Raw genomic sequence first — 12,018 nt, 5'->3', positions numbered from 1 at the left:
GGGCCGCGGCGACGCGCCGGGGGGCGATCGTCGGGGAAGTCGTCGAAATCGGAGGCCCGGAGCGATGCGTCACGCAATTTTCTTCACCGTCTCTTTTGCAGTTTCATTCAACTGGCCGGTCGTCTGGCCGATATCGCCGCCGGTCGCGGCGCTCAGACGCGGAATCGTTTCAATCTTGGCCGAGACGCTTGTTCCAAGCGCCGGCGCGCGGCAATCGAGCGGCAGGCGGATCGTGACCGAAGTTCCTTTCTTCGGCATGCTCTCGATCGTGATGGCGCCGCCATGGAGACCGATCAGGCCGCGCACCACGGAAAGGCCGAGGCCCGTGCCTTCATAGGCGCGGTCGTGAGAGGCGCTGGCCTGGAAAAAGGGATCGCCGAGCCGCGTGAGATCGTTGGCCGCGATGCCGATGCCCGTATCGGCCACCGTCACGGCCATGAGATTGCCCTCGGGCGCGATCACGACACGCACCTTGCCGCCGGCCGGCGTGAATTTCACCGCGTTCGACAGAAGGTTGAGCAGGATCTGTTTGCAGGCGCGCTTGTCCGCCACGAGCTCGTCGGTGTCCCGGCGATAGTCGCGCAGAAGATTCACCCCGCCCTCGTCGGCTTTGAGCTGCACCATGTCGCAGCACTGGTCGATGAGGGTGGGAAGCGAGAAGGGCTCGGGGAAGATCTGCATCGAGCCCGATTCGATCTTCGACATGTCGAGGATCGTGTTGACGACCTCAAGCAGATGGTGACCGGAATTGCTGATGATCTGCGCGTATTCGCGCTGCTTCGCCGGATCGGTCGGCGCGAGCTCCGGATTGGCCAGCATCTCCGAGAAGCCGATAATGGCGTTGAGCGGCGTGCGCAGCTCGTGGCTCACATTGGCCAAAAAGCGCGTCTTGCTCGCGGTCGCCCGCTCGCTCTCCGCGCGCGCGGCCGCGATCGCCTCGTCGGCGCGCTTCTCGGCGGTGACGTCGCGGAGGATGCAGACCACGGGCCGGAACGACTCGACGGCCTGCCCGCTCAACTCGTCGACCACGGGCTGGGCGAGGCACATGCGCGCGTCGAAATAGTTGAAGATCGGCTCGGCATATTTCCCCGTGGGCGAAGGCGCGAGGCTGACCTGCACGCGAAGCAGCGCCGTGAGCGGCGCGTCCCGCTCGAAGGCGTCGGAGACCAGCTTGAGGAAAGCAGGGCGATCTGCGATGTGGACGCGCTGGAAAAAGCCGCGGCCGATGATGTCGCGACGGTCGAGGCCATAGACCTTGTGGGTGTCGCCGATGATGGTGGCCACGGCGCCCGTGCGGTCGAGATGCAGGACGATGTCGCCGATGGCGTCGGTCAGAAGGCGCAGGTCGCGGGCATTGGCCGAGTCGACGAGCGTGCGCGTGTTCTCCGCCCGAATCGCGCAAATGGCCAGAAAGGCGATGTACAGGAGGAGCGGCGCCGCGAGAATCGCCAGAGAAGCGGAGCCCCTGAGCGAGGAAAGATTGGCGTCCGACACGTCGACGCCGGCAGTAAGCGCGATGAGGTCGATGGTCGCCGCCTCGATGACGAAGATCATTACGATCTCGGGCGTCAGCGCCGCCTCCACGAGCGCGATCGTCAGCAGCGTGATCGAGATCGTCTCATAGCCTTTGGTGAAGGCGTGGATCGCGACGGCCATCGCCAGCCAGCCGAAAATCGACACGCTCTGCGCCGTGCGCAGCTTGCCGGTGCGAGCGAGAATCGCCACGGAAACGAGCGGCATCTGCGCGAGAGCGAAAATCAGGAACTCGGTGGCCGTCGGGGCGCCGTAAAGGAAGAGCCAGACCGGCGCGCCGAGCAGCATGCTGGCCGCCACAACGATCCGCGGCAGAATGAAACAGCGGTGTCGCGCCGTGTCGAGCGGACGTCCCAACACGCTTTCATGGACGAGGCAGTCGATCCATGTCGCCGAGCGGTCGAAAGAAACTGTGGTACTCAAAGCATACGCTCCTGATCGCGACGAGCCTCGCAGACCTATCTTAAGTGACTGCTAAGCGGTCGACAGGACCTGTCATTTTCGGTCATGCCGAGGCGCGATGGTTTGCGTTTGGTTTCGGCGAAGCGCAGAAACCGGGTGGGCCGCGTTTACTTCCATGCAACCTCGGCGCGCGAAAAGCGGGGAGAGAAACGGAGCCGCCTGTGCTTTTTCTGCTCAAGTGTCTGGTCTGCATCGCGCTCGTCATCGCCGCCCTGGAATGGCGCGGCGCCGACGGACCGGATTCCGTGCAGGCGCCGGCGGGAGCGCGCGGGCGAGTCGCGGCGCCGAAGCCGCCGCGCCGCCCGCAGATCGAGGAAAGCGCGCGGGATTTGGCGCAGGCCGGCGCGGACGCGCTGGTCGCCGCCGCGCGCGATCGCTGCCTCTCCGCCCCGCGCGATTGCGCCGCCGCCCTGCAGCGTCTTCAGGGACAGGGACGCTGAGCGGCGGGGCGGCGGTTCGAAACAGCTAAGCCGTCTCATAAAAAGACGTTTTTTGCGTAATCGAAAAATTAACCGTATTGATGGATTGGGTTGGCGAGCGCTTTCGAGGCCGAGGCGCTACTGACGAATTTCGCGCCAAACTGCGCGCCCGCATCAGAATTATCAGCTTCAAGGAGGCGGTGGTATGACCGACGAAACCGTTTCGCAGCCGGAGGGCAGCGTGTCCCGAGACGACTTTGAAAATCTCCTGGAGCAGCTAAAGGCCGTCAGAACCGAGCGCGAGCAGCAGAATTCGGAAAAAGCCCAGATCGTCGCCAAGGCCAACGAATACGCCAAGGAGCGCGACGATCTGAGGGAGCAGCTCGCTTCCGTCCTGTCCGAGCGCGACCGGATTATCGGCGACGTCGTCGCGGATCATGAGAAGCGCATCGCCGACATCGCCTCCCAGCGCGACCAGCTCGCCCATGAAAAGGCGGCCCTCGAGGCCTCCCTGCAGGACGCGAGCCGCCGGGCCGAGGAAGCCAACCGGCAGTTCGTCGCCGCCTCCCTCGAGATCCAGCGTCTGCGCGAAGCGGTCGACGCCAGGCCCAAGACCGATCCCCTCGACCTGCTGCTGGAGGTTCTCGCCGACAGGACGAAACAGGCGGTTGCGTGGGTGCGGAGCAAGATACCGGCCGACAGCCCGATTCTCCCCTATTTCGACAAGACGGTGGAGATGGTGACCAAGCTCGGCTGCATGGCCGTGAAGCTCACCAGGGAGTTCATCGCCTGGGCGACCCCGAAGGTCATCGAGCTATCCAAGCAGGGCATGGCCAAGGTCGAGGAGCTTCTCGCCAAGAAGTGAGGCCTCCGCCCGGAAAACCGGGCGGCTGGTTTTCCGTCGGCGCGGGGCGTGGTTGGTTAACCGCGCCCTTTCTTTTGAGGCGTCTCCCTGCTATCCCCGGCGCCATGAGCGCCCCCCACAAATTCGACAACATCCGCAATTTTTCGATCGTCGCCCATATCGACCACGGCAAGTCGACGCTGGCCGATCGTCTGATCCAGGAGACCGGGACTCTCGCCGCGCGCGAGATGGTCGAGCAGGTGCTCGATTCCATGGACATTGAGCGCGAGCGCGGCATCACCATCAAGGCCCAGACCGTGCGCCTGCATTACAAGGCGAAGGACGGCAAGGACTACGTCCTCAACCTGATGGACACGCCCGGCCACGTGGATTTCGCCTACGAGGTCTCGCGTTCGCTGAAGGCCTGCGAGGGGTCGCTGCTGGTCGTCGACGCCTCCCAGGGCGTCGAGGCGCAGACGCTCGCGAACGTCTATCAGGCGATCGACGCCGGGCACGAAATCGTGCCGGTTTTGAACAAGATCGACCTGCCGGCGGCCGAGCCCGACCGCATCAAGGAGCAGATCGAGGAGGTGATCGGCCTCGACGCCTCCGACGCGGTGCTTATTTCCGCCAAGACCGGCGTCGGCATTCCCGACGTGCTGGAGGCGATCGTCACCCGCCTGCCGCCGCCCCAGGGCGACGAGAAGGCGCCGCTCAAGGCGTTGCTGGTCGATAGCTGGTACGACGCCTATCTCGGCGTCGTCGTGCTGGTGCGCATTTTCGACGGCACGCTGAAAAAGGGCCAAAAGATCCAGATGCTGGGCACGGGCGCCCATTACGAGGTCGACAAGATCGGCGTCTTTCGCCCGAAGATGCAGGACGTGGCGCAGCTCGGACCCGGCGAGGTCGGCTTCATCACGGCGCAGATCAAGCAGGTGGCCGACACCCGCGTCGGCGACACGATCACTGACGACCGCAAGCCCTGCGAAGAGGCGTTGCCGGGCTTCAAGCCGGCGCAGCCGGTGGTGTTCTGCGGTCTCTTCCCGGTCGACGCCGCCGATTTCGAGGATCTGCGCGCCGCGATCGGAAAGCTGCGCCTGAACGACGCCAGCTTCTCCTACGAGATGGAGACCTCGGCGGCGCTCGGTTTCGGTTTCCGTTGCGGCTTCCTCGGCCTGCTGCATCTTGAAATCATTCAGGAGCGCCTGTCGCGCGAGTTCAATCTCGACCTGATCGCGACGGCGCCCTCGGTCGTGTACAAAATCCTGCTGACCAATGGCGAGGAGATCGAGCTGCACAATCCGGCCGACATGCCGGATGTCGTGAAGATCGAGGAGATCAAGGAGCCGTGGATCAGAGCCACGATCCTCACGCCCGACGATTATCTTGGGTCGGTGCTGAAGCTCTGCCAGGACCGGCGCGGCGTGCAGGTCGATCTGAATTATGTCGGCAAGCGCGCCATGGCGGTCTACGACCTGCCGCTCAACGAGGTGGTGTTCGATTTCTACGACCGTCTGAAGTCGATCTCGAAGGGCTACGCCTCCTTCGACTATCAGCTCACCGATTATCGCGCCGGCGATCTCGTGAAAATGAGCATTCTCGTCAATAGCGAGCCGGTGGACGCGCTCTCCATGCTCGTCCATCGCACCCGCGCCGACGGCCGCGGCCGGCAGATGTGCGAGAAGCTGAAAGAGCTGATCCCGCCGCATATGTTCCAGGTGCCGATCCAGGCCGCGATCGGCGGCAAGATCATCGCCCGCGAAACCGTGCGCGCCTTCCGCAAGGACGTGACCGCCAAATGCTATGGCGGCGACGCGACCCGCAAGCGCAAGCTTTTGGAGAAGCAGAAGGAAGGCAAGAAGAAGATGCGCCAGTTCGGCCGCGTGGAGATCCCGCAGGAGGCGTTCATCGCGGCGTTGAAGATGGAGGAATGAGGGGGCGACTCCTCTCCCCGCAAGCGGGAGAGGAGCATTGCGCCGCTTTATCGTTGTCGCTCCCGATAGGGCGCCGCGCCTACCCCTCTCCCCGCTTGCGGTAGCCCCGCAAGCGGGGAGAGGGGCTTGTTCGCCGCTCTCACAAATATTGTCGCTACTGGCCATCGGTTACTCCTCTCCCCGCAAGCGGGGCTAGCAGATTCACACATCTGTGTTGGTTAGCGGCGGCGTTGGTTGGGTGAGGGCGATGGCGTATTTTCCGTGCTGGAATTTGAGCCATCCGGCGAGCATGACGACGGGACCGGGTTTTCCGTAATAGCCGGTCCAGCCGCCGAGGCGGGCGAGCACCCAGGACGCATAGGCCAGGGACCCTCGCGGATGCGGGTTCTTCTGGCGCTGCGTCTTGCCTTCGAGGGTGGCGCAATAGGCTTCCAGCAGCGGTTGGTCCTTGGGCTCGAAGGCGTCGAGGAGCGGGCGCAGACGTTGCGGGTCGCCGCCGTCTCGGGCGTGGACGAGTTGTTGGATCGTCACGGCCGCGATCAACGTCGCGGCCGCCAGGGTCTGGCGCGGCGCGTCGTCTTCCATGCGCACGGCCTCGATGTCGAAGCCGTCGGTCTTCATCGTGCGGAACAACTGCTCGATCGCCCAGCGGCGTCGATACAGATCGACGACCCCGAGCGCTTGCGCGAGGCCGTCGACGGGGCGCGTCGTGATCAGACGCCAATGGACGTTTTCGCCTGGGGGCGGGTCGATCTCGCGCACGTCGACGAGATGGACCGCGATCGTCGACGGATCGTTCCTGGCCGCGCCGTTCCTGGGCCGCGCGAGATCAAAGCGCCCATGCCGGACGGCCAGCGTCGCTTCGCGCGCCGGCCGTCCGGGCCTGGCCGGAAGCGACAGCGTCGCCCGCCCGGCCTCCTCCAGCGCATCCAGGCGCGCAAACAGCCGCTCGCCATCCTCCAGCGCGCGGTCCTGCGCGGCGCGCACGAGGAGGTGAACCCCCGGCGGGCGCCGCGCGAAGGCGGAATAAATATCGCTCTCGCGATCGGCCACGACCGTGACCTCGCGCGCCGAAGCGCAAACTTTCGCCGCCGCCGCCGCGCCCTCCAGCCAGCGCCGGCTTTCCTTGTCCTCGATCGGCCGCTGACGCCGATCCGCCTTGCGTCCCGTCGCGCGTTCGAGGAACTGCGCGTGCGCCAGACCCACGATCGAACCGTCCTCGGCGTCGACGACGAGGGTCGGATGCAGATAGAGTCCGCCGCCGCCCCCGGACTTGACGACCGTCGTGTCCTGAATCGCCAGAACCGCGCGCCCCGCGCAACGCGCCGACGCGCGCGCGGCCGCCGTGGCGAACATCTCCGCGCCGGTCACCGCCCGATTGCGAAGAAAGCGCGTGATCCTGATCTCACCAGCCCGGTCGCCGCCGAGCCGACGAATGCGTATGCCCCCGCCGCCCTCCGCCACCAGCCGGGAAAGCAGAAAGGCCCCCCTTTTTCCAGTCGCGCGTCGCCAAAGCGACCCAGCGTCCGTCCGTCCATCGTCCGTCCCTCCGATTCCTTCAAATGGAATCAGACCCCCAGGCCCTACGCAACCAAGATGTGTGAATGCGGTAGGCAAGCGGGGAGAGGGCCGTTACCCCCGCGCCACCGCGATCATCACCGCGCCCGCCAGCATCACCGCCGCCCCCAAGAGCCGCCCGCCGGTCTCCTCCTTCAGCACATGCGAGCTCGCGAGCACGGTGAAAAGCGCCGATAGCCGCTTGATGGCGATGACGTAGGGCGTGAACAGGATCGTCAGCGCCCACATCTGCGCCGTGTTGCCGATGGACATGGCCGAGCCGGCGAGCAGCGCGTAGCGCAGCGCGGAGAGGCGCGGGACGTTGCGTGCGCCGAAGGCCCAATAAAGCAGAGAGCAGAGCGCGATGGCGATCGTCAAGGCCGCGATCCAGATCAGCGGCGTCGAGGCTTTGACGCCGAGCTTGTCGATATTGGCGGTGAGGCTCCAAATCGCCGCCGTGGCGATCATGTAGCGGGCGCCGGCGTCCCTCGCGAAGACCGCGAAACTAAAGCGTCTGCCGTTTTCCCGATTGGCGTCGAGCAGGCCGACGCCCAACACGGTGAGCAGCACGCCGACCACGCCCATGGGCGGCGCCTGCTCGCCGGTCATGATGGGCGAGGTGACGAGCATCAGCACCGGCGTCAGCAGCACGAGCGGCGCGACGAGCGAGGCGTCGGAGAGTCGGAAGCCGCGAATGTAGAAGAAGTAGGCCGTGACGTTGAGCGCGCCGGACCAGCCAAGATAGCTCCAGAAACCCGGCCGCGTCAGCGAATCCATCGTGGCGACGGGCGCAGTGAGAAACCCCGGATAGGCGGCGCAGCAGGCGAGGGCGAGGAGCACGGCGCCGCCGCTCCATTGCGCGGCGAGAATGGCACGGTCGTCGGCCATCCGCGTCGCCGCCTTCGTGCCGAGGTCGGTCACGGACTGGCAGACCGCGGTGAAGAGCGCGGCGATAAGCGCGAGGAGGGCAAAGTCCATGGCGCCGCTATAGCGCAGTTTTACGAGGGAAGTTCAAGCGTAGGGAAACCCTCGCCCCTCACCCCAACCTTCTCCCTCACGCGGTGAGAGGGAGCCGTGCGGCGCTTTTGCGCCGCTTGCGGGGGGAGGGCAGGGTGAGGGGCGAAGCGATAAATGTCTCGGTCTCGAGAGATCACGCCTTGACCGCCTTCACCAGCGTATCGACGCCCTCGCGGTAGGCCACGGTCACCGTGAAGCCCAACGCTTTCAGCTTCTCGATCGAGGGCGTGAAATACATGACATGATCGGGGGACTCGTCGCTGTAGAAATGCACGACCCAGTCTTCCAGAAGATCGAGCCGGTCTATTTCGCGGAAGAGCTTGAACCAGCGGCGCACAGTCTCCTGCGTGTCGAGAAGATGCGCGGCGCGGTCGTCCATCGCGTAGCGGTCGCCATTGACGAAAAGGCCGCCGGGCTTGAGCACGCGATGGATTTCGGCGAGCGCGCGCGAGCGGTAATCGTCCGGGAAATTGTGGATGGCGTAATTCGAAGCGACGACATCGACGCTGTCGTTCGGCAGCGCCTTCAAGGCGTCCAGCGCGTCCGCCTGTTTGAAGTCGACGCGTCCGGCCTTCACATAATCGGCGAGATTCTCGCGCGCCTGGTCGAGCATGGCGGGGGCGGCGTCGACCGCGGTGAGCGTGAGATTGTCGCATGCGGCGAGGAGCGGCAGCGTGCTGACGCCAGTGCCGCAGCCGATCTCGAAGCCCTTCAAAGGCGCATCTGGCTTCCAGGCGGCGACCGTCTCGCCGAGGCGCTTGGCAAGCAACGCATGGTTGGGGCACATGAGCCGCAGGAAGTCGTATTCCGCCCCGATCTTGCCGGTGAAGAGATTGTCTTGCAGGGTTTCGTGGCGTGCGGACATGGCGTTTCCTTGAGAATTCGCGGCGCAGATTATGAGAATCGCGGCGCCGAGGCAATCAGTCCCGGCGTCGCCGGCCATAGAGCCTCGCGCTCCAGTTTTCGACCTTGCCGCTTTCGAGCCGCCGCAGCGCTAGGTTGCGCCAGCTTTCGGCGAGTTGGGGGAGCGCGGCCAAGGCCGCAAGTCCCTCGTGATCGCGCGTGTCGCGATAGAGCAGCGTCGAAAGCCGCGTGAGCGGCCAGTCGGGGCAGGGACGTTCGACTAATTCCAGTAAGCCGCCTTGAATGGCGACGCCTTCTTCGAGCACGCGGTAATACCAGCCGGTTCGCCCGCTTTTCTGCACGCGCAGCGCCATGTCGTCCTGGCAAAAGCGGAGATTGAGCTTGAAACAGGGCTGGCGTCCCTGGCTCACCTGAAGCAGCGCGCCACCGAAACGGATGACGTCGCCGAGGCAGACATCTTCCTCCGTCCATCCCGTCGTCGAGAAATTTTCGCCGAAGGCGCCGGGGGCCGCCAGCGCCGGCGCCGCGCCGATCTCTTCCCGCCAAGCGGCGTAATGATCGAAAGCGTAGTGATGCAGCGCTTTCTCAGCGCCGCCGTGATGCTTGCGATCCGCCTGCGCGTCTGTTTCGAGCCCCGTTGCGCCGATGCGCCAGGGGGCCGGAACTGGCCGCTTGTCGATCCCGCTTACATGGCCCGTCTGGCCGAGCGGCCCGACGGCGCCGGCGAGCACGTGCGGTCGGACCGACGCAAGCCTCACGGCGCCTCCGCCAGCAATGTGCCGATGACGGCGCCGATCATCATGTCGTCCTCCTGCCCGAAGCCGTGATGCCGAATCGTCCCGTCGCGGCCGACAAGGATGCAGGTCGGAGTGCCGCGCATCTCGTAGCGGCGCATCGTCACGGGAGCGGCGGAGTCGTCCGAGGCCTGATCGACGCCGATCGGAAAAGTCAGGCGATATTCATGGATGAAGGCTTCGAGCGAGACGGGGGTCATCGCCGCATGGTGCTCGAAGACCGTGTGCAGGCCGATGACGGCGAGGTCCGTGTCGCGGAAGAGCTTATGCGCGCGTTGGGCCTGCGGCGTTCCGTGAGCGACGCAGCCGGGGCAGAGCATCTGGAAGGCGTGGAGCATCACGACCCGGCCGCGCAGGCTCTCGAGCGCGATGGGCGCCGGCGCATTGAACCAGCGCGAGACGGAAAGTTCGGGCGCGAGGGGGGATGTCATGCGATTTCTCTCTCGCTTGTTTTTCCCGGATAAATGCCCGGTTGCGCGGGCTTGGCAAGAACCACCGGGGGAAAATCGGGCTTTACCAGCGTCGGGATCTGGAAAAAGCTGCGGCCGCAGCGCTCCCGCCCGGGCGGCGCTTTCATGGAGGGCCTCATGATTCGATTGATCGGCGCGGCAGCGATAATCCTTGGCCTTTCGGTCTCGGCGCGGGCGGAAGTGGCATGTATTCCGCAAGCTTCCGGCGTCACCGGCGTGATCGCGGATCAGACCGACGTCATCGCGGCGGTGAATTGCCTAGGCCAGCAGCTGGCGCGGCTGCGGAACGACGCGACGGTCTCCGATCGCAGCGAGGCGGCGCGCGTCGATGAGCTTGCCCGTCAAATCTCCGCGCTGCAAAACGCCGTCGTCTCTTTGTCGCAACGCGTCGCGGCGATCGAGTCCAATCTCAGAAATGTGGAGCAGCCGCTCGCCAGGCAGCCCTGGTAAGGCCGATGTGCGCGCGCCGCCGCACTGCGGCGCGCGCGCATCGGGGAGGAGACATTTCGCGCGGCGACTTGTCAGTTCTCCACTTCGCCGCCGTCGCCGCGATGCGGCCATTTTTTGGGCGGATTCTCCGCCCTTTAGCCCGCAGGACGAGGGTCGACAGATGCGGATTTCCGGATTGCTGGCGGCATTGGCCATGGCCGTGACGCTTGGCGCCTGCGAGACGACCTCTCCCGCGCAGCAGCGCGCGGCCGACGCGACGCGCTGCAAATCCTACGGATTCAGAAGCGGGACCGACGGTTTTTCCAAATGCTTGCTCGACATCGATCTTGATCGTTCCGCCGACCGGCGCGCGGCGCGGGAGGAACTCCTGATTTACAGCGGCCCGCGCTTCTATGGCGCGCCCTACTGGCGCTACTGGTGAGCTAGACGCTGCAGCGAATATGCTCGCGGAGCACCGGGTAGATCTGGTTGTCCCAGCGCTTTCCGTTGAAGACGCCGTAATGGCCGACGCCTGCCTGCATATGATGCGATTTCATGTAGGGGCGTAGGCCGCTGCAGAGATCCTGCGCGGCGAGCGTCTGGCCGACGGCGCAAATGTCGTCTTTTTCGCCTTCCACCGTCAGCAGGAAGGTCTTTTTGATGGCGCGCGGTTCGACCTTCCGCCCCTTGAAAAACAGATTGCCTTCGGGAAGGGCGTATTTCTGGAACACCGTCTCGATCGTGTGGAGGTAAAACTCCGCGTCGAGGTCCATGATTGCGAAATACTCCTCGTAGAAAGTGCGGATCTGATCGGCTTTGGCGTCGTCGCCCCTGGCCCTGTGCTCGAAGAGGTCGACGAACGCCTTGCGGTGCCGCTCCATATTCATGGCCATGAAGGCCGTGAGCTGCACGAATCCCGGATAGACGCGCCGCCCCGCGCCCGGCAGGCCGCGCGGCACGACGCTGATCATTTTCGCCCTGAACCATTCGATCGGCTTCGAGGCCGCGAACTCGTTCACTTTCGTCGGAGATATGCGCGTATCGATCGGCCCGGCCATCAAGGTCAGGCTCGCGGGCTGGTCGGGATCGTTCTCCTGCGCCATCAGCGCCACGGCCGCGAGGGCGGGGACGGTCGGCTGGCAGACGGCCACGAGATGCGATTGCGGCCCGACGATTTTCAGGAAATCGAGGACGTGCTGAACGAAATCCTCGAATCCGAAGGTTCCCCGTTCGAGAGGAATGTCGCGCGGGTTATGCCAGTCCGTGACATAGACGTCGTGGTCGCGCAGCAGGGTGCGGATGGTGCCGCGCAGGAGCGTCGCGAAATGTCCCGACATGGGCGCGACGAGCAAGACGCGCGGATCCCCGGCCGCGCCCGCGCGGCTAAAGCGCAGAAGTGTGCAGAAGGGCGTGGCCGCCACGGCCTCCTCCGTGACGGGCGCCGCCGCGCCATTGTCGGTGGTAACCTCGTCCACCCCGTAATCCGGACGCTTATGCGTGAAGCCGGCGAGCGCCACGACCTCTTGATAAGCCTGGAGGCTGCGCAAAGGCGAGGCGAAGCGCATCGCGCCAAGGCGGCTCAGCACGCGTTCATTGCCCGCCGCCGCCAGGCGGAGCGGATCCAGGAGGTCGGCATAGGCCTGATAAGCGTCATACATGCGCCGAAGAGGAACCCTTGGTTTCGCCGAGGGATTT

Annotated in this window: 12 protein-coding genes; 5 read left to right on the top strand and 7 right to left on the bottom strand. The window is 65.2% G+C overall.

Features of this window, described 5'->3' with window-relative positions:
- Window positions 1-69: 69 nt before the first annotated feature.
- A complete protein-coding gene (locus ACNHKD_RS15195; protein WP_442754321.1) occupies window positions 70-1,956 on the bottom strand; it encodes a sensor histidine kinase in 1,887 nt (628 codons plus the stop codon).
- Window positions 1,957-2,156: 200 nt separating this feature from the next.
- On the opposite strand from ACNHKD_RS15195, the gene ACNHKD_RS15190 reads away from it, so the two are divergent.
- The 3 genes from ACNHKD_RS15190 to lepA all read left to right on the top strand — a co-directional run bounded on the left by ACNHKD_RS15190 (window position 2,157) and on the right by lepA (window position 5,192).
- Window positions 2,157-2,435, top strand: coding sequence for a hypothetical protein (locus ACNHKD_RS15190; protein ID WP_442754320.1), 279 nt, complete (start codon window positions 2,157-2,159; stop codon window positions 2,433-2,435).
- Between the two features lie 184 nt (window positions 2,436-2,619).
- Window positions 2,620-3,279: a hypothetical protein gene (locus ACNHKD_RS15185; RefSeq protein ID WP_442754319.1), complete on the top strand. Its 660-nt coding sequence runs from the start codon at window positions 2,620-2,622 to the stop codon at window positions 3,277-3,279.
- Between the two features lie 104 nt (window positions 3,280-3,383).
- On the top strand, window positions 3,384-5,192 hold the full coding sequence (lepA, locus tag ACNHKD_RS15180; RefSeq protein ID WP_442754318.1) for a translation elongation factor 4: 1,809 nt from the start codon (window positions 3,384-3,386) through the stop codon (window positions 5,190-5,192).
- Window positions 5,193-5,393: 201 nt separating this feature from the next.
- On the opposite strand, the gene ACNHKD_RS15175 is transcribed toward lepA, so the two are convergent.
- The 5 genes from ACNHKD_RS15175 to ACNHKD_RS15155 form a co-directional block, all read right to left on the bottom strand.
- Window positions 5,394-6,656, bottom strand: a complete 1,263-nt coding sequence (locus tag ACNHKD_RS15175; protein ID WP_442754317.1) for an IS4 family transposase — start codon at window positions 6,654-6,656, stop codon at window positions 5,394-5,396.
- 168 nt (window positions 6,657-6,824) lie between these two features.
- Complete coding sequence (locus ACNHKD_RS15170) at window positions 6,825-7,727, bottom strand: EamA family transporter (protein ID WP_442754316.1); 903 nt, start codon at window positions 7,725-7,727, stop codon at window positions 6,825-6,827.
- Between the two features lie 172 nt (window positions 7,728-7,899).
- Window positions 7,900-8,631: a class I SAM-dependent methyltransferase gene (locus ACNHKD_RS15165; protein WP_442754315.1), complete on the bottom strand. Its 732-nt coding sequence runs from the start codon at window positions 8,629-8,631 to the stop codon at window positions 7,900-7,902.
- A gap of 55 nt (window positions 8,632-8,686) precedes the next feature.
- Window positions 8,687-9,388: an MOSC domain-containing protein gene (locus ACNHKD_RS15160; RefSeq protein ID WP_442754314.1), complete on the bottom strand. Its 702-nt coding sequence runs from the start codon at window positions 9,386-9,388 to the stop codon at window positions 8,687-8,689.
- Window positions 9,385-9,855, bottom strand: a complete 471-nt coding sequence (locus ACNHKD_RS15155; protein WP_442754313.1) for a peroxiredoxin family protein — start codon at window positions 9,853-9,855, stop codon at window positions 9,385-9,387. Before ACNHKD_RS15155 ends, ACNHKD_RS15160 begins: the two co-directional genes overlap by 4 nt.
- A gap of 156 nt (window positions 9,856-10,011) precedes the next feature.
- Here ACNHKD_RS15155 and ACNHKD_RS15150 point away from each other — a divergent pair, with 156 nt between their 5' ends.
- Window positions 10,012-10,344 carry a hypothetical protein gene (locus ACNHKD_RS15150; protein ID WP_442754312.1) on the top strand — a complete coding sequence of 111 codons (333 nt, stop codon included), beginning with the start codon at window positions 10,012-10,014 and terminating at the stop codon, window positions 10,342-10,344.
- A gap of 160 nt (window positions 10,345-10,504) precedes the next feature.
- Window positions 10,505-10,765: a hypothetical protein gene (locus tag ACNHKD_RS15145; RefSeq protein WP_442754311.1), complete on the top strand. Its 261-nt coding sequence runs from the start codon at window positions 10,505-10,507 to the stop codon at window positions 10,763-10,765.
- A 1-nt stretch (window position 10,766) separates the two neighbouring features.
- On the opposite strand, the gene ACNHKD_RS15140 is transcribed toward ACNHKD_RS15145, so the two are convergent.
- The gene (locus ACNHKD_RS15140; protein WP_442754310.1) at window positions 10,767-11,981 is read right to left on the bottom strand and encodes a polyhydroxyalkanoate depolymerase; all 1,215 of its coding nucleotides are present in this window, start codon (window positions 11,979-11,981) and stop codon (window positions 10,767-10,769) included.
- Window positions 11,982-12,018: the final 37 nt, after the last annotated feature.

Source organism: Methylocystis sp. JAN1, assembly GCF_052186135.1.
GTDB lineage: Bacteria > Pseudomonadota > Alphaproteobacteria > Rhizobiales > Beijerinckiaceae > Methylocystis.
This window is presented reverse-complemented; position numbering and strand designations above follow the sequence as displayed.